26 protein-coding genes and 1 other annotated feature are annotated in these 25,995 nt (G+C 49.4%); of the genes, 16 read left to right on the top strand and 10 right to left on the bottom strand.

Translation table 11 applies throughout. The annotated features are described in order from the left end of the window. Positions 1 to 38: 38 nt before the first annotated feature. Positions 39 to 863, bottom strand: coding sequence for a polysaccharide deacetylase family protein (locus tag AC1DF0_RS10430; RefSeq protein ID WP_477573889.1), 825 nt, complete (start codon positions 861 to 863; stop codon positions 39 to 41). Positions 864 to 1,055: 192 nt separating this feature from the next. Between AC1DF0_RS10430 and AC1DF0_RS10435 the strand changes: the two genes are divergently transcribed. Further along, on the top strand, positions 1,056 to 1,871 hold the full coding sequence (locus AC1DF0_RS10435; protein ID WP_442052342.1) for a (2Fe-2S)-binding protein: 816 nt from the start codon (positions 1,056 to 1,058) through the stop codon (positions 1,869 to 1,871). 79 nt (positions 1,872 to 1,950) lie between these two features. Here the strand turns inward: AC1DF0_RS10435 and AC1DF0_RS10440 are convergent, their stop codons facing one another. After that, complete coding sequence (locus tag AC1DF0_RS10440; RefSeq protein WP_477573890.1) at positions 1,951 to 3,216, bottom strand: methyl-accepting chemotaxis protein; 1,266 nt, start codon at positions 3,214 to 3,216, stop codon at positions 1,951 to 1,953. Between the two features lie 448 nt (positions 3,217 to 3,664). On the opposite strand from AC1DF0_RS10440, the gene AC1DF0_RS10445 reads away from it, so the two are divergent. The 6 genes from AC1DF0_RS10445 (at position 3,665) to AC1DF0_RS10470 (ending at position 8,741) form a co-directional block, all read left to right on the top strand. Continuing rightward, positions 3,665 to 4,069, top strand: coding sequence for an O-methyltransferase (locus tag AC1DF0_RS10445; RefSeq protein WP_337098136.1), 405 nt, complete (start codon positions 3,665 to 3,667; stop codon positions 4,067 to 4,069). A 128-nt stretch (positions 4,070 to 4,197) separates the two neighbouring features. Beyond that, the gene (locus tag AC1DF0_RS10450; protein ID WP_442051492.1) at positions 4,198 to 4,869 is read left to right on the top strand and encodes a response regulator transcription factor; all 672 of its coding nucleotides are present in this window, start codon (positions 4,198 to 4,200) and stop codon (positions 4,867 to 4,869) included. Then, entirely contained in the window at positions 4,866 to 6,287 is a 1,422-nt protein-coding gene (locus AC1DF0_RS10455) for a HAMP domain-containing sensor histidine kinase (protein WP_477573891.1), read from the top strand. Before AC1DF0_RS10450 ends, AC1DF0_RS10455 begins: the two co-directional genes overlap by 4 nt. Positions 6,288 to 6,379: 92 nt before the next feature. Next, positions 6,380 to 7,303 (top strand): ABC transporter ATP-binding protein, encoded by a 924-nt coding sequence (locus AC1DF0_RS10460; RefSeq protein ID WP_442051494.1) that lies wholly within the window; start codon positions 6,380 to 6,382, stop codon positions 7,301 to 7,303. After that, positions 7,300 to 8,016 carry an ABC transporter permease gene (locus AC1DF0_RS10465; RefSeq protein WP_477573892.1) on the top strand — a complete coding sequence of 239 codons (717 nt, stop codon included), beginning with the start codon at positions 7,300 to 7,302 and terminating at the stop codon, positions 8,014 to 8,016. Before AC1DF0_RS10460 ends, AC1DF0_RS10465 begins: the two co-directional genes overlap by 4 nt. Further along, positions 8,016 to 8,741, top strand: coding sequence for an ABC transporter permease (locus AC1DF0_RS10470; RefSeq protein ID WP_477573893.1), 726 nt, complete (start codon positions 8,016 to 8,018; stop codon positions 8,739 to 8,741). Before AC1DF0_RS10465 ends, AC1DF0_RS10470 begins: the two co-directional genes overlap by 1 nt. Here AC1DF0_RS10470 and AC1DF0_RS10475 read toward each other — a convergent pair. Both AC1DF0_RS10475 and AC1DF0_RS10480 read right to left on the bottom strand, forming a co-directional pair. Next, positions 8,738 to 9,625, bottom strand: a complete 888-nt coding sequence (locus AC1DF0_RS10475) for a TIGR03943 family putative permease subunit (RefSeq protein ID WP_442051497.1) — start codon at positions 9,623 to 9,625, stop codon at positions 8,738 to 8,740. The genes AC1DF0_RS10470 and AC1DF0_RS10475 overlap by 4 nt on opposite strands. Further along, the gene (locus tag AC1DF0_RS10480) at positions 9,622 to 10,686 is read right to left on the bottom strand and encodes a permease (protein WP_442051498.1); all 1,065 of its coding nucleotides are present in this window, start codon (positions 10,684 to 10,686) and stop codon (positions 9,622 to 9,624) included. Before AC1DF0_RS10480 ends, AC1DF0_RS10475 begins: the two co-directional genes overlap by 4 nt. A gap of 179 nt (positions 10,687 to 10,865) precedes the next feature. Beyond that, positions 10,866 to 11,125, top strand: a binding site (T-box leader). 74 nt (positions 11,126 to 11,199) lie between these two features. Between AC1DF0_RS10480 and trpS the strand changes: the two genes are divergently transcribed. Then, complete coding sequence (gene trpS, locus AC1DF0_RS10485; protein WP_442051499.1) at positions 11,200 to 12,189, top strand: tryptophan--tRNA ligase; 990 nt, start codon at positions 11,200 to 11,202, stop codon at positions 12,187 to 12,189. 45 nt (positions 12,190 to 12,234) lie between these two features. On the opposite strand, the gene AC1DF0_RS10490 is transcribed toward trpS, so the two are convergent. Continuing rightward, a complete protein-coding gene (locus AC1DF0_RS10490) occupies positions 12,235 to 12,414 on the bottom strand; it encodes a DUF5325 family protein (protein ID WP_442051500.1) in 180 nt (59 codons plus the stop codon). Positions 12,415 to 12,542: 128 nt separating this feature from the next. Here AC1DF0_RS10490 and AC1DF0_RS10495 point away from each other — a divergent pair, with 128 nt between their 5' ends. Beyond that, positions 12,543 to 12,758: an alpha/beta-type small acid-soluble spore protein gene (locus AC1DF0_RS10495; RefSeq protein WP_337098126.1), complete on the top strand. Its 216-nt coding sequence runs from the start codon at positions 12,543 to 12,545 to the stop codon at positions 12,756 to 12,758. Between the two features lie 333 nt (positions 12,759 to 13,091). Here AC1DF0_RS10495 and AC1DF0_RS10500 read toward each other — a convergent pair whose 3' ends face one another. Beyond that, on the bottom strand, positions 13,092 to 14,078 hold the full coding sequence (locus AC1DF0_RS10500) for a metal-dependent hydrolase (protein WP_442051502.1): 987 nt from the start codon (positions 14,076 to 14,078) through the stop codon (positions 13,092 to 13,094). A gap of 83 nt (positions 14,079 to 14,161) precedes the next feature. On the opposite strand from AC1DF0_RS10500, the gene AC1DF0_RS10505 reads away from it, so the two are divergent. After that, complete coding sequence (locus tag AC1DF0_RS10505; protein ID WP_442051503.1) at positions 14,162 to 14,458, top strand: hypothetical protein; 297 nt, start codon at positions 14,162 to 14,164, stop codon at positions 14,456 to 14,458. Here the strand turns inward: AC1DF0_RS10505 and gerQ are convergent. Further along, positions 14,455 to 15,054 (bottom strand): spore coat protein GerQ, encoded by a 600-nt coding sequence (gene gerQ, locus AC1DF0_RS10510; RefSeq protein WP_442051504.1) that lies wholly within the window; start codon positions 15,052 to 15,054, stop codon positions 14,455 to 14,457. The two genes, AC1DF0_RS10505 and gerQ, sit on opposite strands and share 4 nt — an antisense overlap. 130 nt (positions 15,055 to 15,184) lie before the next feature. Next, positions 15,185 to 15,607 (bottom strand): cell wall hydrolase, encoded by a 423-nt coding sequence (locus AC1DF0_RS10515; protein ID WP_442051505.1) that lies wholly within the window; start codon positions 15,605 to 15,607, stop codon positions 15,185 to 15,187. Between the two features lie 273 nt (positions 15,608 to 15,880). On the opposite strand from AC1DF0_RS10515, the gene cyoE reads away from it, so the two are divergent. Then, positions 15,881 to 16,747: a heme o synthase gene (cyoE, locus tag AC1DF0_RS10520; protein ID WP_477573894.1), complete on the top strand. Its 867-nt coding sequence runs from the start codon at positions 15,881 to 15,883 to the stop codon at positions 16,745 to 16,747. 30 nt (positions 16,748 to 16,777) lie between these two features. Further along, positions 16,778 to 17,389, top strand: a complete 612-nt coding sequence (locus AC1DF0_RS10525; protein ID WP_477573895.1) for an SCO family protein — start codon at positions 16,778 to 16,780, stop codon at positions 17,387 to 17,389. 23 nt (positions 17,390 to 17,412) lie between these two features. Here the strand turns inward: AC1DF0_RS10525 and AC1DF0_RS10530 are convergent, their stop codons facing one another. Both AC1DF0_RS10530 and AC1DF0_RS10535 read right to left on the bottom strand, forming a co-directional pair. After that, a complete protein-coding gene (locus AC1DF0_RS10530) occupies positions 17,413 to 17,784 on the bottom strand; it encodes a ribonuclease M5 (RefSeq protein ID WP_442051539.1) in 372 nt (123 codons plus the stop codon). A 385-nt stretch (positions 17,785 to 18,169) separates the two neighbouring features. After that, positions 18,170 to 19,348, bottom strand: a complete 1,179-nt coding sequence (locus AC1DF0_RS10535; protein WP_442051508.1) for an MFS transporter — start codon at positions 19,346 to 19,348, stop codon at positions 18,170 to 18,172. 160 nt (positions 19,349 to 19,508) lie between these two features. Between AC1DF0_RS10535 and AC1DF0_RS10540 the strand changes: the two genes are divergently transcribed. The 4 genes from AC1DF0_RS10540 (at position 19,509) to AC1DF0_RS10555 (ending at position 25,553) form a co-directional block, all read left to right on the top strand. After that, positions 19,509 to 19,958, top strand: coding sequence for a hypothetical protein (locus AC1DF0_RS10540; RefSeq protein ID WP_337098117.1), 450 nt, complete (start codon positions 19,509 to 19,511; stop codon positions 19,956 to 19,958). A gap of 69 nt (positions 19,959 to 20,027) precedes the next feature. Next, on the top strand, positions 20,028 to 21,197 hold the full coding sequence (locus AC1DF0_RS10545; protein ID WP_477573896.1) for a transglutaminase domain-containing protein: 1,170 nt from the start codon (positions 20,028 to 20,030) through the stop codon (positions 21,195 to 21,197). A gap of 33 nt (positions 21,198 to 21,230) precedes the next feature. Beyond that, positions 21,231 to 23,321: a peptidoglycan D,D-transpeptidase FtsI family protein gene (locus AC1DF0_RS10550; RefSeq protein ID WP_477573897.1), complete on the top strand. Its 2,091-nt coding sequence runs from the start codon at positions 21,231 to 21,233 to the stop codon at positions 23,319 to 23,321. Positions 23,322 to 23,462: 141 nt separating this feature from the next. Continuing rightward, positions 23,463 to 25,553 carry a peptidoglycan D,D-transpeptidase FtsI family protein gene (locus AC1DF0_RS10555; RefSeq protein ID WP_477573898.1) on the top strand — a complete coding sequence of 697 codons (2,091 nt, stop codon included), beginning with the start codon at positions 23,463 to 23,465 and terminating at the stop codon, positions 25,551 to 25,553. Positions 25,554 to 25,995: the final 442 nt, after the last annotated feature.

The raw sequence follows: 25,995 nt of genomic DNA on the forward strand, positions 1-25,995 counted from the left end.
AAGGCAGACCCTTCATAAGTCATGGGGTCTGCCTTCTTTCATTGTATAGGCCGATCGGCCGACTTGCCGAGCAGCTCTGGCAAGGTGACCAGCTCGTAGCCCTTGTTCCTTAATAGGAGGATGAGCTGCGGCAATGCCTTAACCGTCCCTGAGAGGTCTTGTCCATCACCGCCGCCTGCATGCTGGAGAATGATCGAGCCTGGCTGGAGCGTCTTCTTGATGTTGCGAAGCACGGCTGAGCTTGGACTGTTCTTCCAATCAACGGAATCGACATCCCAATTCACGATTGTATAACCCGCTAGCTTGCTCCATCTCACCTGCTGCGGCAACAGCTCCCCGTACGGAGGGCGTACATAACGCGGTGAATAACCTATAATGTTCTTGAGGATTGCGTCAGTACTCCATATTTGCTTGCGATAGCCGCTAAGCGATAGTTTAGACATAACAGCGTGATCGTAAGAATGATTGCCAATCGTATGGCCTTCACGTTGAATGCGCTGAACAAGCTGCGGATGCTTCTGCGCACGGTTGCCAACAATAAAAAACGTTGCGCATACGTCATATTGGGCCAAAATATCAAGGATGGCCGGCGTATATCTCGGATCAGGCGCATCATCAAAAGTAAGAGCAACCTTCCTCGAATTGCGAGGTCCGTTAAGCACGTAATTGTCGGGAAATTGTTTTTGCAGCTTCACCCATGACATGTCGTCTTTACGCTGTTGTTTCGCGGCCTGTTTCGGTTTAAGGGAAGCATACACAAAGGATGTTCTAGACGATGAAGTGCCAATTCCGGCATGCAGCATTAAGCAAATAAGGAGCAGTACGGCCGATTTCATTGCCATAGAGAGTCGTTGTGTGCGCATTCAGCTTCAATCTCCGATCGATTATTGTGGAACAGGCAATGCGGCTAGTGTTCCCGACCGTCATCTTTTCATGCGCATTGTCAATCCGAGGAAGAGACGATATAATGAAAACGATTATCATGTGCATTCATAGTGCAGCCGTCAATAGACGGCGGAAGCCGTTTGCGGTTGTAGGAGGGGATGGATTTGAATATGGATGAGGCGATAGCAGCTTTGTTGGATGATGAGTTTAACTTAGCTGTTCACGACAAAGAGAGCATCCTATTTAGTTGCGCGGCAACTGATTTGTTGAATGAGAATATAATGAAGCAAGTTCTTAATTCATATATGCCATTAGTGAAAGGCACCGATATTTCGGTAGCCGAGGTGTATATGGCAGGCTGGTTCAGAGGTCCGATGCTTGGTATGCTGTATATGCTGTCGGCATGGAACAAAACGCTCGATCTATCGCTTGAAAATATTCAGTTCCAAGTACATGAAGCAACTTATCAAGATCGCAAATATGTTAGCTGCGCATTGAAGCTTAATCATACAGATTGGGTCAACGGACCAGATGATGAGGGAGAGGTCGAGCTTTGGAAGGCGAAGAAGCTGGGCGATTACTTCGCTCATACGGTGAGACCGATCTACGAGTCGATTGAACGGGCTGGAACGCTTAAGAGCGCGATGTTATGGGGGCAATTGCCTACCTCCCTTGCCTATGGCTATGATCGATTGATGGCGTCCGCCCAATGCGATTCTGTTAAGCAAAAGGCGGAGGCCAATTACAAGCTGGTCAAGGAGCTTGATCCGGCGTTGTTCGGAAGAAACAAAAATCCGTTAGCCGTTAAGTTTCACATGACGGAATCGCTTCAGGATCCGAACAAGCAAATGCGTATGAAGTCCTCTTGCTGTTTGTATTACTTGGTCGACAGCGGCTATTATTGCTTTACATGCCCGCGCCTGAAGGAAAGCGAGCGGGAGAGCCGACGAGAAGCGTATCGTATGGAGAATCAAGCGCAATTATAGAATATAGGAGAAAAAGCCCCTCAGAGGCCCGGCACTTCACACCGGTCTCTCTGAGGGGCTTTTCCTAATGAATGACTGTTTATTTCACTTTGAATACTTGGATCGTCCGTTGAAGCTGGGTAGCCATCGTTAACATACGCTCTGTTTCCGTAACGACGGTTTGTACCGAAGTAATTTGCTCGTTCATCGAAGCGGATACTTGCTCGGTGCCGGCAGCCGATTGCTGGGTGATTGCCGAAATATTCTGAATGGCTCCTGCGATTTTGCGAGCGCTCTCAAGCATCGAATCGCTTTCTTGCGCGAATGCGTAGATCTGCTCGGTAATGAATTGAACGCTTTGAACGATTTCGGCAAATACAAGCTCCGATTCGCGAATACGCTCAGTCTGCATATGTACAACCTCTTCATTAACCTTCATATTGCTGATCGTATGTTTAATGCCTTCATCGATGCTCTTCACGAGCGTGAATACTTGCTTGGTAGAAGACGTCGACTCTTCGGCTAACTTGCGCACCTCCTGCGCTACAATAGCGAAACCTCTGCCATGCTCTCCCGCTCTAGCAGCTTCGATGGAAGCGTTAAGCGACAGCAGGTTGGTCTGCTCAGCCAGGTCGGAGATCGTCTTCGTAATAGCCGATATGCCCTGAGCTTTGCGGGCAAGCTCTTCGATTGTCATCGACACTTTAGCTGTAGCCTCTACGTTGCGGCGCATCCCGTCGGACTGTACTTCAAGCGCTTGTCGGCCTTTCTCGACGAGCTGAAGCGTGTGCTCGGACCGATTGTTCATTTCTTTCGTAGCGCTTGCGTACGATGTAACGCGCATTTCAATTTCGTGAATGGAATCGCTCATATCGGCGACATCCTCGGATATTTCATTTGCCCCGGTTGCAAGCTCATTGGCAGAGGCAGCGACCTGCTCCATCGCGATCTTAATGTTGCTGTTCTTATCGAAGATGCTTCTGCTTGTTTCGGATACATGACGGGTAATATTGGATGTCTCGGTCAATATGTCCTTCAGCTTGTCGATCATACTGTTAAAAGCATGTCCCAGCTCGCCCAGTGCAACGGAAGAGGTCATATCAATTTTTTGCGTAAAATCGCCTTTGGAAATTCGGAACGCCGTGTTTGACATCTCATCGAAGGAATGGTTGATCGCCTTCTCGATAAATGAAATGAGAGGGAACGCAACTATGGCTACAACAATGGTAGCGATGATACCTCCAATTAACGATCCGCCGGAAAACTGCAATATAAGCAGCATTGCAATAGCAAAGATCAATAAATTGAAGTAAACCGTAATCAAAAGTTTATTTCGTACGGATAACGAATAGTACCATTGGCTCATAATGTAAGCGCTCCTTTTAATAGATTATCCATATTATAGCACCGCTATCGAATAAGGTCTATAATTGTCGATTACGAAATGAATCCTTTTTACCCATTGTAATAAGCGCAAAATGTTGTTCGGAAAATACTAAACCTATTTTCGGTGAATGAAAAATTAGAAAATGATACCATTTAAAGAGAATTAGACAAGTGTAATCAATAATTACTTATGATCTAAATCAGGATAATCGAACTATCTTTAAAATGCCTTTAATGGGAAAAAATACTTTTTGTTTAAATCAGAAAATGAATACTTCTTTTAGATCTGCGATCAATAGTCGAATTGAATCATAAATAGTAATATTTTATCAAATTTTATCTTGTAATAGGGACAATGCGCATATATAATATGCCTTGAGATCTATACATATAAAATTTTACAATAATTAATAAGGAGGAATGTTTGTATGGAATTGGATTCTATGCCACTCGCCCGTCAAATCGATTTTGTATTTCGTAAACTAGAGGGGGAGCTCACGAACGCTGCAGCAGGAACGGTAATGATTCATATTCGTAATAATGCAGTTGGCAAGTTTGGTCTCAGGCATCACCCGATCGAAAGCAGGAACGGCAAGTTCGAAAGCCAAGGGCAAGGACTCACGTTATTACAGGTGCAAGAATTTCGTAAAATGGCGATTGAGGCGCTTAAGTTTCGCAGAGATTGGACGCATGGCGAGATCATGTATGACTTTTCTGTTCGGCCTAGCGCCGGTTCCTGGTCTGCAAGTATCCTCTACGAGTCTAATTACAATATGGCCAATTGGAATACCCGCTTCGTTCCTAAGCAGCATGATCTGCGAGAATGGCAATAATGGCGAATTCGGCTGTCTGCTCACACGCAGGCGGCCCCTTATTTTTTAAACGAAATTTAACTTCACTTTAGGGGAAGCCTTGGACTATGATAATACAATCATGCTCGGAATCGAGGTTATATCCGTTAATGAAACAGGTGCTTTATATAGAAGACGACAAGGAAATCGGAGCTTGGGTCAAGGAGGATTTGGAGCGGCGCGGATATTCGGTAGATTGGCTGATTACAGGCGATACTGCTGTGGATCGTGTTGGCAGTGCCGACATTGTTGTGCTGGACGTCATGCTGCCCGGCCTTGACGGCTTCACGATCGGGCAACGGCTGAAGAAGGAAGCACCGCAGGTGCCGATCCTTATGTTATCCGCAAGAACAGCAGTAGACGATAAGCTGCAGGGTCTTCGCTTCGCGGATGATTATTTGACGAAGCCGTTCCATCCCGATGAGCTTGCGGCAAGACTGGATGTACTGCTGCGCAGATACGGTCAACCGATCGAGCTTGAGCTGGCGATTGGTCATTTGGTTATTAAGCCGCAACTGCAGGCCGTGTACGATGGACGAACCGGGGACGAAATACCGCTGACTCCGAAGCAGCTCCAAATTTTATTTTATTTTCTCGACAACTTGAACCGCATTGTTACAAAGGAACAAATATATGAGGCAGTATGGGGAGATCCGTATATAGATGGCGACAAGACGATTATGGTTCACATCCGGTATCTTCGCGAGAAAATCGAGCTCGATCCAAGCAATCCGCTTATTATAGAGACGATTCGTGGGATCGGCTATCGGGTGAAGCGATGAACAGGCTGAGCAACGATTCGCGGAAGATGGGCTTGAAGCGTTCACTGCTTTCGCGTTACATGTTAATTGTGTTGTGCGCGGTGATGCTGCTTCCAATATCGCTGCCCGTCGTGTCGGTGATCGTCTTCTTACAAGGGGGAGGCAAGATTGCGGATACGATGGAGTCGAGACTATACCGCGACGGAAACCAATTGGAGACGATGTGGCATGACGAAGCGGCAAGACTGAGCGGACAATCACCAGAGCAAGTTGATGCAGCGCTTATTCGTAAGAAAGCGGAGTATCCAGAATCGACTTTATTTTGGGTGGATGGCAGCGGTCGTACGAAGCTACAGCTCCCAGTGAACGAGCAATTACGATTGCCTGCGCAGTGGAGCGCTTCGTACACCGTTCAATTCATGAAAGATAGCGTAGGCAGAGAGGATTTCACGATTGTAGCTTTTATCGGGGATACACGCTCGGAAGGATTTATAGTATTCAAAGTGCCTAGGGTGCTCATGCAATCTGGCGCGGGCAGTGCTTCCAAGTCGATATTACCGATGTACCTTATCGTTTTAACGATCGTGCTAGCGGTTTTTTTATTTATTTCAGTCCTTTTTTTCAACGGCATTCGCAAGAGGCTCGTTCGTCTGCAAGCGGCCATGTCGCTTCCTGCGAACAACGGCATACCGGCTCCTGTCGCCACGAACAAGCCGGATGAAATCGGCCAGTTGGAAGTAGCCTTTAATGAGATGGTGAGCAAGCTCGAGGCGAGCCGCGAGCGCGAGGCGAATGAGGAGGGACTTAGGCGAGAGCTGATCGCAAGGCTTTCTCATGATCTAAGGACGCCGCTTACTGCGATAAGAGCGCATGCGTTCGGCCTAAAGCAGGAGACACTGTCCGAGGTAGGTCGGCAATCGCTGCAATTAATTGATCGGAAGATCGAATATGTAAGCCAATTGATCGAGAATCTGCTTTCTTTCACACTGCTGGAGTCAGGTAAATATCCGTACCGTCCGGAGCGGATTGATATAGTCCGGATGGCGAGAGCATCGATTGCTGGCTGGTATCCTGCGTTCGAGCAGCAAGGCTTTGACATCGATATCAACCTGCCGGATGTACCTGTGTATTGGCACATCGATCCCGAATGGATGGAGCGAGTGCTCGACAACTACTTTCAGAACGTGCTGCGTCATGCGCAGTCGGGGCGTTATGTTGCGCTTCGATTAAGCGAGGAGCAAGGCGGAATTTTGACAATAGCGGATCATGGTCCGGGAATGAATGAGACGTCTGAGGAGAGAGGCGCAGGCATCGGTCTTGCGATCGCTTCCTTGATGCTGGAGGAGATGGGACTGTTCAGCGAGATCGCAAGCAGCAGCGAGGGAACGATAATTCATATTGCTGGTTCTGTATCGAACCGTCAGGAGGACTCTCCTTGACGGTTTTTCTTGTTTTTTTAAACAAAACTTAACCTTGCCGCTCCTGTTGTCTTAACCTAACGCCTTTAAGATGATTACAGAGGTGATAGGCAATGACAACGAATAAAGAAATGATATTGGAAACACGAGGGCTTACGAAAAAATTAGGCGGAAAGCCCGTCGTTAAGGACGTTAATCTGAGAATTGAACGCGGCGATATATACGGCTTTCTCGGCCCGAACGGTGCAGGGAAAACAACGACGATCCGCATGTTGCTCGGATTGGCGAAGCCTACTAGAGGACAGGTCCGCATTTTCGGCAAAGACATAAGCAAGGATCGTCTAGAAATCCTGCGCAAAGTCGGATCGCTCGTTGAATATCCGTCGTATTACGGGCATCTGAATGCGATTGAGAACTTGGAGGCGGTAAGACGACTTCTAAATGCGCCTAAGTCACGGATTGACGAGGTGCTGTCGATCGTCCGGCTGACGAAGGATGCGAAGCGCCCTGTCAAAGGGTACTCGCTTGGAATGAAGCAACGGCTTGGTATTGCGACGGCGTTGCTAGGAAATCCTGAGCTGCTGGTGCTCGATGAGCCGACGAACGGTCTTGATCCAGCAGGCATCTTGGAAATTCGCGAGTTGATTAAGAGCTTGCCGAAGTCGCATGGGGTTACGATTCTAATTTCCAGTCACTTGTTGTCTGAGATTGAGCAGATGGCGACAAGAGTAGGCATTATTGCAAAGGGCAGCTTGATCTACGAGGATCGGATTGAGAAGCTGCGCGAGCGTGCGCAAGGACATATCCGTCTTGGTGTAAATGATCCGGAAGCCGCATGGGAGCTGCTAAGCGCAAGCGGGGTTAGTGCTTCGCTGGACGAGGGCAAGCTTACGGTCGCGGAGACGGATAATGCGGCAATAGCCGCAATCGTAGCAAGACTCGTTGGCGGGCATCACCAAGTATTCCGCGTGGAAGAAGAGAAAGTATCGCTGGAGAGCATTTTCCTCGATATGACAGGAGTGGAGGGGAGCTTATGATGCTGCGCATTATGTCTGTCGAATTCCTCAAGCTGAAGAGGAAGCTCGTCTGGCTGCTTGTCTTATTAGGGCCGTTCGGTGTAATTGCGCTGCAAGCGGTCAACTTCGGACTCCGCTACGATTATTTGACCCAAATATATGCTGAAGATCTATGGGGCGGATTAATTCATAATGTATCTATGCTCATGCTGCCTACGTTGTTCATTGGACTAACGATTCTTGCCTCCATGACGGCAGGTATTGATCATCAGATGAATGCATGGAAGCAGACAATGGCGCTTCCAGTAGGCAAAGCGAGGATTTTCTTCGGTAAATTCGCGGTAACGGCCATATTGCTGTTATGCTCTAGCACACTGCTTGTTCCGTTCACCGTTGCTCTGGGCATTTTGCTCGGTTTTGGCGTAGAGGGAATGCCGATTGTCGATCTGATGACGACCGTATATTACCCGTTCCTTGCGATCATGCCTTTCGTTGCTCTCCAAGTAGGGCTATCGGTTATTATACACAACCAGGCATTGCCGTTAACCGTCGGAATTATCGGTATGATTGCGGGCATGTTCGCGTCCCAGTTTCCCGATTGGATGCCATGGAAATGGCCGTACCTCATTAATGCTTGGGATCTGCCGCTGTATTCGGTAGGAGCGGGCTTGGCGCTAGGGCTCATCGTCTTGCTCCTCGGCATGTATCAGTTCGTTAGAAAGGATGTGAGGTGATGATCGGCATGATTCGGTCGGAATGGATGAAGCTTAGACGATCGGTTGTATGGCTGCTTGCAGCTGTCAGTCCGCTGTTCGTGGCAGTTATCGGCATAGTGGATTTGGAGAAGGGAGTACAATTTCCATGGGTAGAGGTGTTGTCGATAGCATCCGCGCTGCATGCCATGCTGTTCCTGCCGCTGCTCGTAGGTATATTCGCCGCACTCGTGTGCAGGTATGAGCATGTCGGCGGGGGCTGGAAGCAGATGCTGTCGCTCCCGGTATCGAGAACGGGGGTGTACGCCGTCAAGCTGGGAATGGTCATGCTGCTTGTTGGCGTAACTCAGCTTCTATTGCTATTGTTCATCCTGCTGCTCGGCTTCATGAAGGGATTCAGCGGCGATATTCCATGGTCTATTCTGCTTGGATCGATGCTTGGCGGCTGGGTCGCATGCCTGCCGCTCGCGGCGCTGCAGCTATTCGTATCGATAGCGTTCCAGAGCTTTGCTGCACCGCTCGCGGTTAATGTCGTATTGACGCTGCCGAACATTCTCATCGTCAATTCATCGCAATACGGACCTTATTATCCGTGGGCGCAGCCGATGCTGGCCATGCTGCCACGCGACGATTACGGGTTCGGCGCCTTTAACATGTCGATGGAAACGTTGTTTATCGTAATAGTAGGCGGTTTCTGCGTATTCGGGCTGGTAGGCTGGACCTATTTCCAGCGAAAAGCGGTCTAGTAAGCAAACTCCAGATCCGGATACACATATGGAGTTGCCGGCGCTTCGATTCGCTCGATCTTCGTAGCTTCAAGCGTAATGATCTCATTATCCATGTAGCTGGTCGTCTTAAGCGTTCCTTTGACGGATACCCATTCGTCTGAGGCATACTCGTTAGCTTTGGGCCATTCAATCATAAGCCCGTAAGGCAAGGCATCGGCCGAGCAGCAATTCATGGCGAAGCGGCTGACCGCGATTCGATCCTTGCCCATTTCATCTTCTCGGTAAACGAAGCCTGAAAGGACGACTTCCTTGCCTAAGAAAGCTTCCCGGTACAAATCAAGCGTCGTCAGCGTCTCGATAAATTGTTTCTCGGGTACTTCTATCGCAGGCAGGGAGTAGAGGATCTTCCCATAATTCGCATGGTCGATCGTATATTCGTCGTAAGGGAATAGCGCATCGAGCATTTTTTCTTCCGATATTGGCGCAGGGTCAACCTCAGGTACAGGCGCAGTTATCAGGTCAGCCCGTTCAAACGAAGGGCTTCCCGATAAACTGACGCCTTTCTTAGCTGCGAGGGCGCTGCCAAGCGTCCCGGTCGGTGCTAGAAAACCGAGCGCGAGCGGCAGGAGAAATAAGCCGTAAATGAGCGTGTTCTTGGCAATGGAAGGCGAAGGCTCATGGTCATGCTCGCAGCCGCAGTCGACTTCCTGCTTGCCCATGCGCTTCTGAAGGGCAGCATATATTTGATAGATCGCTGCGGCATATAAGCCGATGGCCGACAGCTTCACGTACAGTTCCATGCGGGGGGCGATATATAGCGTCATCTCATCCGTCTGGAACAAATAAACGATAAAAAAGGCAAAGCCGGTTAGTATAGTTGCGCGCAGTAAATGGTGGATCATATGAATACCTCCGTTAACCAAGCCCCTATGAAAGTAAGCGAGGCTGTTAATGCGATAAGAGCGAGCACGATTCTAATGCGGAATGTCGACAGCAGCATAAGCGTGTTTTTCAAATCGATCATCGGACCAAATACGAGAAAGGCAAGCAACGGGCCGAAATCAAAAATGCCGCTGAAGGAAGAAGCGATGAAAGCGTCGGATGTGGAGCATATCGATAAGATGAAAGCGAAGCCCATCATGAACACGTATGAAAATACGGGCTGCTCAGCGAATACGGCAAGCGTGCTGCGATCGACAGCCGTTTGGATGATTCCGGTAAGCAATGCGCCGAATATTAAATATTTGCCCATCTCAAAAAACTCGTCGGATGCGTGAGCCATCGTGGATGAGATTCTGGAGCGGAAGCCTTTGCCGCCAATTCCATGCTCGTGCTCGTGGCTATGGTGGTGATGGTGAGCATGGCCGTGTTGATGTTCATGGTCATGGGTGTTTGAATGCTCATGGTTTTGCCGAGGCATTGCTTTAAGAGGGCTTCTCTTCATGAACTTGTAAAGCAGCAACCCGATGATGAAAGATACTGCGAAAGCTAGTCCCATCCGGGCGAAAGCCATCTCCGGCGTCGTACGGAACGCGGTGTATGTAGATGTGTATACGATAGGGTTCACAATAGGGCCGGCGAGCAAGTATACGATACCGATATACGCGGGCATCCCTTTGCGGATCAGACGTCTGACGACGGGAATCATACCGCATTCGCACAATGGGAACAGAAGGCCGAGCAATGCGCCGAACAGCACGCCGGCAACCGGATTTTTTGGCGTCCATTTCTGAATGAGCTCGTCCGTTACGAATACTTGCAGCAGCGCTGAGAAGAGTACGCCGAGCAGGATGAACGGAAAAGCTTCCAATATGATGCTAATGAACAATATTTTGAACGACTGGAAGTTAGCTTCCGTGAAGATGGCCGTCGGCAGCTCGCGATTCGTGACGATCAGGGTTAGCATAATCAGGCTGCCAACACCGAGAAGCGGCGTTCCGAAACGGAATATCCATTTAAGCATGCGGTGCGTCTCTCTCCTTTAATAGTAATGATTACGATTATACGACTTAATATAGCATATGCTCCCAATTTTGGCTATAGGACAACTTTATTTCTTGTTGGCGTCTTGCCGCCAGCTTCAAACGTTTGCGTATGAGCGCATGGCTTCTTGACATTCATGTCAGCGCGAGTATAATCAGTTTAAATGCGATGATGGGAACAAGTAAGCTTGAGGCGAATTGCGTGCAGAGAGCCGGTGGTAGCTGCGAACCGGTGCAAACCTCGAAGCTGAATGGAACCCGGAGCCGATGTGCGGAACCGGTAGCTGCAGCTCTGCCGAAAATGTTCATCCGGATGCTCACCGTTACTGAGCGTTAAGGTTTGTGCGGCATTCGCCCCTGCATTAGGGTGACGGGCGGCGCAGACGAATTAGGGTGGCACCACGATCTCTCGTCCCTTGCGGCGAGGGTTTTTTTGCGTTTTTTCGAACCCTTATATCGATAAAGATGATGGCCATAGAAAGGTGGAGTTGAATTTGAAAAAAGTACTATCCGGCATTCAGCCAAGCGGACAGCTAACACTCGGAAACTATATCGGAGCGTTGCAAAACTTCGTGAAGCTCCAGCATTCCGAGGAATGTTTCTTTATGATCGTGGATTTGCATGCGATCAGCGTGCCGCAGGATCCCGCTAATCTTAGAGAGCAGACCGAAGCGGTAGCGGCGCTCTTCATCGCTGCGGGTATCGACCCGTCGAAGGCAACGGTCTTCGTTCAATCTCATGTGCGCGAGCATGCAGAGCTCGGATGGTTGTTCACGACGCTTGCCAATATGGGCGAGCTGGAGCGTATGACGCAATTCAAGGATAAGTCGTCAGGAAAAGAATCCGTCGGAGCGGGCTTGTTCGTGTATCCGACGCTAATGGCTGCTGATATATTGCTGTATAACGCGGATCTTGTGCCGGTAGGCGACGATCAGAAACAGCATTTGGAATTGACTAGAGATCTGGCGCATCGCTTCAACACGCGCTTCGGCTCGTACTTTACGATTCCAGATCCTTATATTCCGAAGGTAGGCGCGCGCATCATGTCGCTTGACGATGCAAGCAAGAAGATGAGCAAGAGCAATCCGAATCCGGCGAGCTTCATCGCGTTGCTCGATCCTCCGGATGTCATCCGCAAAAAAATTAGCCGAGCAACAACCGATTCCGGTCGCGAAGTGAAATATGACCCGGCGAATAAGCCGGAGATCAGCAATCTGATTGGGATCTATTCGCACTGCGCGAACATGAGCATTGCAGAGATCGAAGCGCGTTACGAGGGGCAAGGCTATGGACCGTTCAAGAAGGATTTGGCCGAGCATGTTGTGTCCGTGCTTGAGCCGTTGCAGAACAAGTATCACGATATTCGCAATTCAGGCGAGATTCATAATATCTTGAAGCAAGGTGCTGAGCGTGCGTCTGAAGTAGCTTCCCGCACGCTAGCAGATGCGAAGGATCTAATGGGCTTCCTTCGCCCGCGCGGCTAGCGGATAACGATAGGAAGAAGCAACAAGGCTGACGCCAGATGGCGTTCAGCCTTGTTGTTTCTTACGGCGCATGCGCGCCTTAACGATAAAACCGGCACCTGTCGTGAACAGCCATAGCAGACCGAACAATAGTACTAGCCAGCCGCTATGACTGATGGATATAGCCATTGCGCTCATCCATATGACGGATACGACGGCGAAAAACAAGGATAGTTGCTTAGACATGACGTTATTCTCTCCTTCACAAACTTTGATCATATTTTTTTGGGGGATAGAGCATAGTTTCTCTTTTTGTGCACATAATAAGTTTGCACCACACAATCAAGCGCAGGAGACGAAAGGAGAAATACCTCATGGCAGGAAGCAGAAGCAATACACTGATCGTTCCACAAGCAAGTCAAGCTCTTAATCAACTGAAGTTGGAAGCGGCACAAGAACTCGGTGTACAAATCCCGGCAGATGGCTATTACGGTAACATTTCAACTCGTGAAGCGGGCTCCCTTGGTGGCTACATCACGAAAAAGCTAGTCCAAATTGCTGAACAACAGCTTTCTGGCGGCTACCGTTAAGCGCTTTTAATACACAAGGATCAAATGGAGTTCAAGGGAAACCTTGAGCTCCTTTTTATTTAAAATATAGGAAAGTATAAGTTTTACTCTTATCCTTATGCCTATATTTCACCGCGAAACGTTAGCTTACGCCGCCAAAGGACGGCGATAGCCGTTTACGCTTGACGTATAGGAAAGTATATGAGTTTGCTCCTACTTTTTCTATACGTTTCGACGAAACGATGGCGTCTATAGAAAAGACGCCGTCAGGCGTTTCTTCTTAAACGGTTTGCGCAAAAAGCCAAAAACAAAAGCCCCTTCTATTATGCAGCAAGGGGCAGGCTACAATCAATATTAATACGTATCCATTCGAAGACGCTTCATAAGCCGTTCGTCGCTAAGCCAGCCGACATAGGAGCCGATCGTCTCGTACTTCTGATTCATGAGTAGGACGCCAACAAATGGATACTGCTTGCGATGCCGGTAGCGAACATCCGACCATCGTACCTCATAGCCCCAGCTATGCTCGCGAACATCCGCGCATGCGAAGCTGGTGAAGTAGAGGAAGGAACGGATAGCAGGTTCGTTCTTGGACAAGGCTACAGCCGGGTGATCTGAGCATCTGACGCGGTCGAGCCATCTCAGCTTGCCGCCGTGCAGCGTACCAATTACAAAGCTGCCATCATGAGCCTCCTTGACTACGTTCCAAATCGATAACGATATGGTCGGAATCGCAATGTAGGAGTCGCCTTTCTTATGCTCCTTGTCCAGTTTGGGAAGTAACGCGATCTTGCCGCGCTGAACGAATGTGCGCCATACAAAATAGACAGCGGTGAACAAATACAGCAACGGGAACAGCAGTGCGGGATTTACGAGACCCGCAGCCCAAAGTAAAATAGCAATGATATGGGTCGTGAAGACGACCGGGTCGAAGATGTGAATAATGTTCCACGAAATCCACTTATCGGTAAAGGGCCGCATCGCTTGGGTGCCGTAGGTGTTGAATAAATCGGTGAAGACGTGGACGCAAACGGCTAACAGCACCCAGCCGCCGATGTGCAGCCAAGGCAGAGAACCTCTGTAAAGCAGCTGAAGGACGGCCGTAATAAGAATGGTCCAAATGGCGATGGCCGGCAAGGAGTGAGATACGCCGCGGTGGTTTTTAATATAGACGGCGTTGCCTTTAAATCGTAGCAGACCGTCAAGATCAGGCGCCTGAGAGCCGGCAATTGTACCAAGCAGAACGGCAGTCTGAATCGATGGATTAGCGGCAACGACAGGATCGACGGCAGCGAGTCCTGCCAGTCCGATCCCCATAACGAGATGTGTACCTGTATCCATTGGAAGCCCCCTGTTGTGTAATGCGAAGTCATTTATGGTTCATTCGTTATTATGATCTAATCGACAAAGGAGTATGACGTATTATGTACATCTGTTTCGCTGAATATCGCATTAAACCCGAGCATCGAGAAACCTATTTGAGTTATACGCAAGCTTTGCTAAAGGACAATGATTGCGTCCATATATATGAAGGAACAGATCAGCACCATCTATTCGTCGAGTTATGGTCAGCGAATACTGCCGAACAAGCCGAGCAAATCAAAGAAGAACGCTGCAGCGAGCGTTCTTCTTGGTCTCAAATCACAGGTTGGATCGAGGGCGGCGCCGGCAAGTTCCATATATGGACGTTCAAGCCGGCCTTCTCCTCTGTACAGTCTTAGCGTCCGAGCGGAGTCGCCGAGCTGACTACGCCGCCTTGGAACGGATATTCGTAAGCGATTGGCTCATCGAATGTCACATAGTCCAGGTTAAGCGTCAGCAGCAAGTAGCGCATACCCGTCGTTGGATCGCTAATAATAATATGATCGCGTCCAGCCGCTTCAATGACGCCTTTGAAAATCTTCGCATTCCACTGGCTATTGTTCTCGTAGGTCATGTAGAAAGTAGCCATTTTGCCGCGGTTCAGGCGTAGTATGTTCTCCACATACGACTCTTCTACGAATGGGGATACGATATTACCGCCAGATGGTGTTACGATTGCGCCGCTAGGCACGCCTACTGGCGGCATCGTCGACTGGGCCTTCATCGCTTGAAGCGGCATCGCTTGATTGCCCATTGCTTGGAGTGGCATGGGTTGGTTACCCATTGCCTGCATAGGCATCGCTTGATTAGCCATCGCTTGAAGAGGGAAAGCTTGATTACCTTGCTGAGCCGGAAGCGTCGTTGGCATTTGCATGCCGTAGCCGCCATACCCGTACCCGTAAGCACCAGTATTCGCCGGGCTTACTGCTGTTTTGTACCCATAACCGTTGGACATTCGAGATTTCCTCGCTTTCGTGTGCTTATATTTCAGCGCGAAACGGTAACTGTTACGGCACAGAACCGAGCTGCGCAAAGACGCAGTTAACGGTTCGTGCGTAGCGATTGCCGTTTACGCAAGATAAACGTTAATAAACGGCTGGACAATCGCCGCGCGTCGGAACGAAGAAGCAATGTGCTTTGTAGCGGCCGCTGTTGCCTTGGTCATACCACGTATTCGGACAATTGCCCGCAGGACGGAAGAACCAAAGCGCGTTCGACGCCGGGTGCTGTCTTTCCCCGTTGATCATTCGCTCAGCTAACCGAATATCTTTGTCTCGTGCAGCCTGATAGAAATAACCTTTCTGGGTTGCTTCGAAGCCGCCTGGACTTTGGAACACCATCTGCGGGATCGAACGAATGTTTTTGAAATCCAAGCAATTGCCGCGTACTCGGTTGACGCCGACATTGCCGACCATAAGCATGCCAAGCTCGCCTTCGCCTTCCGCTTCCGCACGCATAAGCCGGGCTAACATTTTCGTTTCCTCGGAATTCGTTTTAATAACGGCCATAGGCTTAGGTCGTTCACTTCCCTTCGCATACTGACTACTGTCACAAACGGTTTGATGCGCGCTGGGCCCTTATAGGCATCAAACTACATACCCATTGTATTGAGCGCTGGGCGAATTGGTTACAAAAGATTTGTCACAATTTGAGTGGCGAATTCATGAACAAAACCGTCGAACATTGTCATTGAGAGTGTTTTTCGGTATGATTAAGAACGATTCATCAATGAATGATAGGCGCTAGTTGCGTCTTGTCGCATACTCGGGAGGCTTTGCTTTGTGCTGAAGGACTTGATTGCATTAACAAAACCGCGGCTGCTTCGGCTTAATATCTTTGCTGCTCTAGGCGGATTTATCGTAGCTTCCAAATGGGACTTCGATATGGAGATGTTCCTGCTGCTTATTTATATGTTGGCCGGTTCGACGCTGACGATAGCTTCAGCGACCGTCATTAACAACTATTGGGACCGTGAGCTTGATCTGAAAATGGAAAGAACGAAGGACCGGGCGCTGCCGACTGGCAGAATGAAGCCGGAAACCGTGCTTGCATACGGAATTATTTTGGGCACAGTTGGACTAGCTGTACTGTTTGTGCTCGTTAGTCCGCTTACAGGCTGGCTCGGATTGCTGGGCTGGTTCGTATATATTGTCATCTATACAATGTGGCTTAAGAGGAGCTCGACATGGAGTACGTCGATTGGCGGCATATCAGGCGCCATGCCTCCGGTTATCGGTTATTGCGCGGTAACGGGCGAGGTGGATGCCGGAGCTTGGATTCTGTTCGCGTTCCTATTCTTATGGCAGCCGGCTCACTTCTGGTCGCTTGCGATAAGAAGGGTAGAAGAATATCGCGAGGCGGGATTCCCGTTGCTTCCGGTTGTGAAAGGGATTAAGCGGACGAAGCTTCAAATGATTCCGTATGTGCTGCTCCTTCTTCCAACTTGCGTGCTGCTCTATACTTACGGTTATGCGGGCATTTATTTCTTGATTATTTCCATTCTTTGCGGCGTTGTATGGCTCGTGCATACGCTTCGTGGCACGGCAGCGCAAGATACGGAGAAGTGGGCGAAGGCGAATTTCCTTATTTCGGTTAATTATTTGATGGTTGTGTTCATCGCGATGATCGCGAATACGACATTGACCTAATAGAAGATAGAAGACGAAGGTGATGCGAAGATGGTTTTTTTGAAAAAGCACAGTTTTAAACTTGCAGTACTCGCGTTATGCGCGGCAATGGGCATTTATTTATTGTTTACGTATGTGATTAAGCCGGAAGCACCGCTGCCGATCGAGATGGCAGCGCCTGCTTTCGAATTGACCGATGTGGACAGCGGTGACAAAGTATCGCTTGAATCGACGAACGGCAAAGCGAGAATCGTTTACTTCTACTTCGCGAATTGTCCGGACGTTTGTCCGCCGACGACCTTCCTGTTGTCGGAGGTTCAAGAAAAGCTGGAAAAATCCGGTAAGCTCGGAACGAAGGCAGAACTGATATCGATCACGTTCGACCCGGTGAGGGATACGCCTGAGGTCATCAAAGCATTCGCGGAGAGAAACTTCGCCCAGCCGAACGGTTGGAAGTTCCTGCGGGGCGATGACGAGGAGCAGACGATCAAGCTCGCAAGAGACTTCGGCGTGAGCGTAGCCAAGGTAGAAGACGGCTCGTTCGCCCATATGAACGTCATTACGATTGTCGATCAAGACGGCCAAATCCGCAAATGGATTAACGGCAGCGATGAGAATGTTACATCAGATACAATATTAGGCGAGCTGAACAAGCTGCTGTAGAAGATACAGCAGCAGCAGCGTAATTAGAACTCGTCCTTATTCCACTGTAAAGCGGGACCCGGCGCAGGATATACAATATGCGCATCGAGGCCCGCTTTTTCTAACTGCTCGATCAAATAATCCTCGGGTGTATGCTCAACGCCGGGATAGCCCTTGCGCGTATAAATATGCTCGGCATCCGGGAACAGATCGCGCAGCAAGCCGCGAATGCGCTTGCCCGAAGCATCGTTATCGGTAAATATGTATATTTGCTTGTCGCCTGCTTGCTTACGCAGCTTCTCAAGCTGCTCCGATCCCGGCGTCCCATACGTGCAGTAAATGGGAACGTCCTCGGTTAGCACCCGTTTCAGACGGCTTTTGTCGTTTTTACCTTCTACAATAATGGCAACATCCATCATAATCACCTCTGTCTTAGCTTGTCCACTCTATATTAAGTTACTTTCGTGCGAAAATAAAGGCGGCCTGCTTATTGCAGGGCCGCCTCTTCGCTTGCTGGTAATGGATCATTACCACATGCAAGCACACGCTATAATTACGAGCAAGATAAACAAGACCAGAATAGTTGCAATGTTGTTGTTGCCGTGATGCCCAATGCCCCGGCTAGTTGATTCAACATGTCCAGACATCTTATTATTCACCCCTCTTTCATAGGTAGAGGTCAATGATGCTCTCAGCCCTCATGATAGCCTCGCTTATCGGCTTCTGTCATGCCGGCATAGTCATTTGACATAATGTATCCTATGTGCGGAGGGAACAATTGCCGTGTGCGAATACCCAGTTTTATGAAAAATAGGTGCGAGAAGCTAATATTCTCGAATTGTAGAACGGCAATACAGCGACGGCGAGCATGAGAGCGACGAAAGCGATGAAATAAGGCGAGAGCTGATCGCGCAGCTGGCCTGCGGCCATCGGCCCGATGAAAGCGCCGACGGAGAAGGCAATTGACAGTATGGAGAACGTGCGGCCGTATCTGGCGCCGCCGCTTAACTCGATTAACAGCGTCGATAACGCTGGCAGAATAATGCCTTTAGCCATGCCTATCAGCAGCAGCATCATAGTGAACGGAGCAGGGACACCAGCCGCCAGGCAGAAGTAGACGACGGCTAACATGAATGCCCCCCATAAAGTTCGTTGGAAAGCTGAGATCCGGTTCAGGAACAGCATGCTGAGCGTAATGAGCGCCCCGATACTGACGACGGAGAACAGCAGTCCTGTCGTCATTATGGATGCCTGCGATTTCGCCATGAGCGGAAGCTCGAACGACAATATACCTTGCGAGCAGCTGGTCGCAATCGGCAGCAGGAAGACGAGCCAAGGGATCGGCGTACCCTCACCAAGCGGCTGCTGCGCAGTCTTCGGCTTCTTGCTTCCGCTCTCGGAGCTTGCTTTGACAGGCAGAGGAGCGACATTCATACGCTTGTCACTGATGAAGAAGACGGCGCATACAGCTGTTATAACCAGCAACCAGCCAAGCACCGTGAAAGCGGTCGTGAAGCCGATCTTCGCGACAAGATACGCCCCCGCTGCCGGCGAGACGACCGATGCGAGCGTATGGACGAGACCGTTGCCGGCCATTAGCTTGCCTTGCTCGGTAATATTGTTCGACAGGCGCGCCAGCAGCGCCAGGCAGGCAGGCGACAGGAAAGCGAGCACGAATCCGCTAATGGAGCGAAGCACGAGCAGCTGCCAAGGGTCAGTCACATGCGATTGAAAGAGGAGTATAATGCCTGCCGCGAGGAGGCTGAAAACAATAAATAAGCGGCTTCCGAATCGATCGACGCCGTAGCCGGCAATGAGATTGCCTGGCAGGTGAGTGATCGAATACATTCCCATCATAAGTCCGATGAAGGAGGGCGCTGCGCCAAGCGAGATGGCGAACGGCGTCAATATCGGGTATTGCGCATGCAAATCGAAGAACGCGACAAACAAAAATAAATAGAGCCAGATGGCAGTTTTCACTCCGTTATCCTCCTTGCTCATTCTCTTTACTAACTACTTGTACGTCATTAATGGACAGGATATGTCTGGCTAAAGTGGAAGGAAGCGTTTACGGTATATAGGACGTAGGGTATAATGTTTTGTAATAGCTTTTTGTACGAGGTATAATGGAGGGGATCGAATGGATTTTTTAGATTTTTCAGCGTATGACGTAGACACATGGACATCTTTTTTCAAAGACAACTGGTTCGTGCTCGTTATCGCGATTGTCGTGCTGCTTCTAATCGTTCGAATTGTGCAGACGGTCGTGAAATGGGCGATTGTCGCGGTTATCGTCATCGGCGTCGTTCTTTATAGCGGCTATACGATGGACGATCTGAAAGTGATCAGCACGAAGGTCGTTGACAGCGCGAAGCAAGAAATGATGACTGCGATGGCGGGCGATGCGAAGGATGCTGAATTCATTAGCAACGCGGACGGCTCGTATACAATCAAGACCAAGAACCTAGAGCTTAACGGCAAACCCGGCGACAATGAAGTGACCGTATCCTTCCGCGGCGCCCCGAAAATAACGATCGAGGTAGATAGCGCGATACAAGCCTTTATCGATCAAGCGAAGAACAACGGCTAATTCATTCTCCGTTAATATTGGGGATGTATATTAGCCTAATACCGGTAAGGCTTCATGAAAGGAGAGATTATGTTCGATTGGATGTTGCGGTTCGATGAGCTGGAGCCCGTAGCGATCATTGCTCTCCTGCTATTGCTTGTTTCATTATTGCAAGGGATAAAGAGGGGCGCGTCGGGATCAGCGAAGCGTCTTTTCTTTTTTGTATGGGAGGGCGTTGTGGCGATAGCGGGACTTGTCATCGCTGGACAACTTGCAGGCTGGGCTTCTCCTCAAGTTGCGAGGTGGCTCACCCGGACCGTTGTAGTGCCGGCACATGAACTCGGAAGTGCGCAGCAAGCGTGGTTTACGCTGCTGACAGGCCTGAGAGATTTCGCGCTGCTAAGGTACGGGATGCTCTTCCTAATTATCTACTTGATATTCAGAGTGATTGCCAGCTTCGCCGAGCCGCTGTTCAGTTATGCATGGAGCAGCTTCATACGGGAGAGGAATAGCAGCGGCGTAATGGAAGAGCTTCCTGGACGCCGTTATGCCAGCAAGGCTACAGGTGCAATTATTGGTGCCGTTCATGGTGCCGGAAGATCTTTTCTTTTCATTGCAACTTTATTCGTCTATGTTTCGTTAATCCCTAATGGCTGGTACGCAGACAAGATCGCCGAATCACCGTTGTATCGAGAGGCTGCTGCGATGCTTGCTCCGGTTGCAGGCGATATGCTGGAGGGTCAAGGCCCAGTGCTTGCTGAGGCGGTGGAGGCGGAGTTCCGCCAAATCCTGCAGCGCAAATACGAGATTATCGACTATGCCGTACCGGATGATATCGCTGAGGCCGCTCTATTCGTAACGAAGGACGGGAACGACAACGAGGCGAAGGCACGTCTTCTATATGATTGGCTTGGTTCACGCATTGAGTATGATTGGGACAAAGCTAACAATTACGTCGAGCGGGGCATATGGAAAGAACAGACGCCGGCTGACACCTTCGCAACGCGCAAAGGCGTATGTATTGATACAGCAAGGCTGTATGCCGTGATGGCACGTACGGCAGGGCTCGATGTGAGAGTCGTGACGGGGCTTGGAGCCGATGGAAGCGGCGGCTTCGGACCGCATGCTTGGAATGAAGTGAACATTGGCGATGGCGACGACAATTGGATTCCGCTTGATGCTACATGGGCCTCTTCCGGTGATTGGTTCAATTCCCCAGGCTTTGAGCAGACGCATATTAGAGAAGCTGCTGCGATATAATGAATGGCATATTTATGATTAAGAGGTGAAAGCATGCAAGACGATCCGCAAAAGCGGGAGATCGTAAACAGACGTAATTTTTCATTCAGGCTTAATATGTTTTTTTTCGTTACATTCGTATTATTTAGCGTCTTAATCGTGAAGCTTGCGATCTTGCAGTTCGTAGAAGGTCCGACGCTTAGCGCAGAAGGGGCCGCGAAAGGAACGCGCAACGTTGCGATGCCGCCTATTCGGGGTAATATATACGACTCGACAGGCTATCCAATTGCTTATTCGACTTCGACGCAATCGCTGTATTACAGCGTACAGCCGGAGCTGAAGCAGGCCGATGCGGTTGAGAAGGCAAAGCAGATGGCGGTCGAACTGGACAAAGTGTTCACTAAGTATGGCGATCCGGCTTCGGCCATGACGGTAGATGATATTATCCGGCAGATGGATTTGGAGTTTAAACGAAATTTCATTTCTACGCCTAGGCGGATCAAGTCGAACCTGACGAATGAGGAAATCGCCTATTTCATGGAGAACAAGAGCAACTTCAAAGGTATCGACATTATGGAGGAAAGTATCCGCAACTACGACAAAAGCTCAATTGCCGTACAATTGGTCGGCTACTTGAAGAAATATAGCGGGGTGCGGCTCGACAGCGAGTTCTATAGCGAGAAGATGAAGATTACCGATGCGACGCTTAAATACTTGGAAGAGGAAGATGTCGGCTTCGGCGGTATCGAGTTGATGTATCAGGACGTTTTGCGCGGAACGAACGGACTGAAGTCATACCCGGTTAATAACAAAGAGGTTATTATTGGACCGATGGAAATTACGAACCCGCAGAAGGGTTCGGACCTTTACCTGACGATCAATAAAACTGTTCAGTTAAAGACGGAGCAAGCCATTACCGACCATATCAAAAAAATATCGGAGTCGTCGAACTCCTATGAGCGCGCCGAATATGCCAAGACGGGTTATGCGGTAGCGATGGAGGTCGATACGGGCAAGGTTGTCGCCATGGCGAGCATGCCGGACTACGATCCGAATATATGGTCAGGCGGAAGAATTAGCAACGAGGATTATGAGAATATCGGCAACAGGCTGCAGAATGGTACGATCTCGACCGTATACGGCGACTATAAGACGGAGAAGGAACGCAACTCCCACCCGTCGTCTATTTTGCCGCCTGGCTCGACGATGAAGCCGTTGTCCGTGTTGATCGGACTTAATGAGGGTTTGTTCACTCCGACGACTAGGTATACGGATACGGGTGTGTTCTCGTTTGGCCGGAAGGGGTACGAGCGTTTTATCAAAAACTCCTTGAACCACGTATACGGCAGTCTCGACGGCGCTGGCGCCATAGCTAAATCCTCTAACCCATTCATGGCAGCGATGATCGGGAACAAGCTGTACATGCGCGGAGATGTGAACGGCAAGAGCAGCGTCGAGATTTGGGACGAATACATGAAGCAATTCGGTCTGGGCGTTCTTACGGGCAGCGGACTGCCGAATGAATCGAAGGGCATTATCGAGTATTACAAGGAGGCGCAGAGCGGAAGCTCGCAGTCCGCGCTTATATTCGCTTCCTTCGGACAACAGGGGCGTTATACGACGCTTCAGCTCGCCCAATATGTATCTATGCTTGCTAATCGAGGCAAGCGTATGAAGCCTCAGTTCGTGAATGAAATCAAGGATTCGGACGGCAATGTCATTCAAGGCTTCACGCCGGAGATCTTGAACACGATCGATATTCCTGAGCAATATTGGAAAGAGATTGAAACAGGCATGTCCGAAGTTAAGTCGGAAGGCTTCGAGGGCGTCGATTACACGTACAGACGGAAGACCGGTACATCCGAGCAGGACGTGGCCGGACGACGCGCGGAGAACGCGGTGTTCATCGCTTACGCGCCTGCCGACAAGCCGAAGCTTGCGGTAGCGGTTGTTGTGCCTGACGGCGGTTTCGGCGGCTATGGCGCATCGCCGATCGCTCGTCAAATCTTCGACGCGTATGACGAAGAGGTTGGACTATACGGCGTACCGAAGAAGAAGACTGCTTCTAACTATGTTGATCAACCGGTAAATGGTTCCGATGCAGGCAATGTTGCTGCTGACGGAGCAACGGGCAATACGGAATAAACGATTATGAATAAACGAAGCTGTCCTTTTCCATCCATCGATTGGATGCGAGAAGGGCAGCTTTTTTTTATTGCAACCTTTTTCATTTAAATTTCGTTATTTCCTAATGGATGGTACGTATGGAAGTAATGAGGTGAAAAAGTGCAGGACGATCCGCATCAACGGGAGATGGCGAACAGGCGACAATTTTCATTCCGGCTTAATTTGTTTTTTTTCCTTACCTTTGTTTTATTTAGCATTTTAATCGTCAAGCTTGCTGTCTTGCAGTTCGTGGAAGGTCCGACGCTCACTGCGGAAGGACTGAAGAAAGGGATGCGCGACGATGCGATGCCGCCTATTCGGGGCAATATTTACGATTCTACCGGTCATCCGATCGCTTATTCGACTTCAACGCAATCACTTTATTACAGCCTGCAGCCGGAGCCCAAGGAGGCTGATACGATTGCTAAGGCAGAGCAGATGGCGATGGAATTAGACAAAGTGTTCAGCAAATACGGGGATCCCGCTTCGGCGATGACGGTGGGCGATATTATCCGACAGATGGATTTGGGATCCAAACGAAATATTATTTCGACGCCAAGGCGGATTAAGGCCAACCTAACGAACGAGGAAATCGCATATTTGATGGAAAATAAAAATTCCTACATAGGCATCGAAATTATGGAGGAGAGCATACGCAACTACGACAAGAGCACGATCGCCGTGCAATTGGTCGGCTATTTGAAGAAGTATAGCGGCGTGCGACTGGATAGCGAATTTTATAGCGAGAAAATGAAAATTACTGACCGGACACTCAAGTATTTGGAAGAGGAAGACGTGGGCTTCGGCGGCATTGAGTTGATGTATCAGGACGTATTGCGCGGGACGAACGGTCTGAAGTCGTATCCGGTCAATAATAAAGGGATTATTATTGGTCCAATGGAAATTACGAACCCTCAGAAAGGTTCGGACTTGATTCTGACGATCAACAAAAATGTGCAGTTGAAGACGGAGCAAGCAATTACCGATCATATCCATAAAATATCAACGTCGTCAAACTCCTACGAGCGAGCTGAATATGCCAAAACTGGCTATGCCGTGGCGATGGAGGTCGATACCGGCAAAGTTATTGCGATGGCAAGCATGCCGGATTACGATCCGAATATTTGGTCGGGCGGAAGAATCAGCAATGAGGATTACGAAAATATCGGCAACAGACTGTCGAACGGCACGATCTCGACCGTATACGGCGACTACAAGACGGTGGAGGAAAGAAACGATCATCCATCGTCTATTCTGAATCTGGGCTCGACGATGAAGCCGTTGTCCGTATTGGTTGGACTTAACGAGGGCTTATTCACAACGACGACCAGGTATCCGGATAAGGGGGTGTTCTCTTTCGGGCGGGAGGGATATGAGACGTTTATCAAAAACTCCTTGAATCACGTATACGGCAGCCTCGACGGTGCAAGCGCTATTGCGAAATCGTCTAACCCGTTCATGGCGGCGATGGTGGGCAACAAGCTGTATATGCGCGGCAATGTAGATGGTAAGAGCAGCGTCGAAATTTGGGACGATTATATGAAGCAGTTCGGTCTCGGTGTATTGACCGGCAGCGGCTTGCCGAATGAATCGAAAGGCGTTATTGATTACTTCAAAGAATCGAAGAACGGAAGCTCGCAGTCCGCGCTTATCTATGCGTCCTTCGGTCAGCAAGGCAAATATACGACGCTACAGCTCGTCCAATATGCGGCGATGCTTGCCAATCGCGGCAAGCGGATGAAGCCGCAGTTCGTGAACGAAATCAAAGATTCGAACGGCCATGTGATTCAAGGCTTTACGCCTGAAATATTGAACTCGATCGACATTGACGAGAAGTATTGGAAAGAAATCGAAGCAGGCATGTCCGAGGTTAAGTCGGAAGGCTTCGAGGGCGTCGATTACTCCTATAGACGGAAGACCGGTACCTCCGAACAGGATGTCGCCACCCGACGCGCGGAGAACGCGGTGTTCATCGCCTATGCGCCCGCCGACAAACCGAAGCTTGCAGTTGCGGTAGTGATACCTGACGGCGGCTTCGGCGGCTATGGCGCCTCTCCGATCGCACGTCAAATCTTTGACGCTTACGATGAAGAGGTTGGGTTGTACGGCGTGCCTAAGAAGAAGACTGCCGCTAACACTGGCGGGACTCCGGTAGAAGGTGCCGATGCTGGCAATACTGCTGACGGTACGGCCGGCATTGCGGCGGAATAAGATAAATAATAAGCGTATAAGCTGTCTCTTTCCATCCATCGATTGGATGTGAAAGGGGCAGTTTTTTCGTTTTGTATGGATTCCAGAGGCTGTCGATTAACGGTAACTAACCAATAGTTGTACGATATATCGTATAAACCAACCTTACGGATAGGTCAAATCAAGGTCTTTGATCGAAAAATCGTATAAAATCATCGGCTGCGTGGATGGAGTAACCACTTTTGTATGATAAATCGTATAAGTTTTTACAATTACATCTTGTTTAACTGGTCTTGTGTGAAAAATCATATAAATTGTGATCATATCTAAAGGATGACGGTTTGAATGGGATTATGTGCAGGCTAAAGCGGTGTAAGAGGACGACTGTTGCTTTTTAAGTAACGATCGCTAATTGGCGTAGCTAATGAGCGGACTGACTCATTAGTAAAGCTAGGATGAGCTT

This window comes from Paenibacillus sp. 05T425 (assembly GCF_056396205.1).

Coding starts and splice junctions, on each gene's coding strand:
- AC1DF0_RS10430 (WP_477573889.1), bottom strand. CDS start 863: ATGCGCACACAACGACTCTCTATGGCAATGAAATCGGCCGTACTGCTC.
- AC1DF0_RS10435 (WP_442052342.1), top strand. CDS start 1,056: ATGGATGAGGCGATAGCAGCTTTGTTGGATGATGAGTTTAACTTAGCT.
- AC1DF0_RS10440 (WP_477573890.1), bottom strand. CDS start 3,216: ATGAGCCAATGGTACTATTCGTTATCCGTACGAAATAAACTTTTGATT.
- AC1DF0_RS10445 (WP_337098136.1), top strand. CDS start 3,665: ATGGAATTGGATTCTATGCCACTCGCCCGTCAAATCGATTTTGTATTT.
- AC1DF0_RS10450 (WP_442051492.1), top strand. CDS start 4,198: ATGAAACAGGTGCTTTATATAGAAGACGACAAGGAAATCGGAGCTTGG.
- AC1DF0_RS10455 (WP_477573891.1), top strand. CDS start 4,866: ATGAACAGGCTGAGCAACGATTCGCGGAAGATGGGCTTGAAGCGTTCA.
- AC1DF0_RS10460 (WP_442051494.1), top strand. CDS start 6,380: ATGACAACGAATAAAGAAATGATATTGGAAACACGAGGGCTTACGAAA.
- AC1DF0_RS10465 (WP_477573892.1), top strand. CDS start 7,300: ATGATGCTGCGCATTATGTCTGTCGAATTCCTCAAGCTGAAGAGGAAG.
- AC1DF0_RS10470 (WP_477573893.1), top strand. CDS start 8,016: ATGATCGGCATGATTCGGTCGGAATGGATGAAGCTTAGACGATCGGTT.
- AC1DF0_RS10475 (WP_442051497.1), bottom strand. CDS start 9,625: ATGATCCACCATTTACTGCGCGCAACTATACTAACCGGCTTTGCCTTT.
- AC1DF0_RS10480 (WP_442051498.1), bottom strand. CDS start 10,686: ATGCTTAAATGGATATTCCGTTTCGGAACGCCGCTTCTCGGTGTTGGC.
- AC1DF0_RS10490 (WP_442051500.1), bottom strand. CDS start 12,414: ATGTCTAAGCAACTATCCTTGTTTTTCGCCGTCGTATCCGTCATATGG.
- AC1DF0_RS10495 (WP_337098126.1), top strand. CDS start 12,543: ATGGCAGGAAGCAGAAGCAATACACTGATCGTTCCACAAGCAAGTCAA.
- AC1DF0_RS10500 (WP_442051502.1), bottom strand. CDS start 14,078: ATGGATACAGGTACACATCTCGTTATGGGGATCGGACTGGCAGGACTC.
- AC1DF0_RS10505 (WP_442051503.1), top strand. CDS start 14,162: ATGTACATCTGTTTCGCTGAATATCGCATTAAACCCGAGCATCGAGAA.
- gerQ (WP_442051504.1), bottom strand. CDS start 15,054: ATGTCCAACGGTTATGGGTACAAAACAGCAGTAAGCCCGGCGAATACT.
- AC1DF0_RS10515 (WP_442051505.1), bottom strand. CDS start 15,607: ATGGCCGTTATTAAAACGAATTCCGAGGAAACGAAAATGTTAGCCCGG.
- AC1DF0_RS10525 (WP_477573895.1), top strand. CDS start 16,778: ATGGTTTTTTTGAAAAAGCACAGTTTTAAACTTGCAGTACTCGCGTTA.
- AC1DF0_RS10530 (WP_442051539.1), bottom strand. CDS start 17,784: ATGGATGTTGCCATTATTGTAGAAGGTAAAAACGACAAAAGCCGTCTG.
- AC1DF0_RS10540 (WP_337098117.1), top strand. CDS start 19,509: ATGGATTTTTTAGATTTTTCAGCGTATGACGTAGACACATGGACATCT.
- AC1DF0_RS10545 (WP_477573896.1), top strand. CDS start 20,028: ATGTTCGATTGGATGTTGCGGTTCGATGAGCTGGAGCCCGTAGCGATC.
- AC1DF0_RS10550 (WP_477573897.1), top strand. CDS start 21,231: ATGCAAGACGATCCGCAAAAGCGGGAGATCGTAAACAGACGTAATTTT.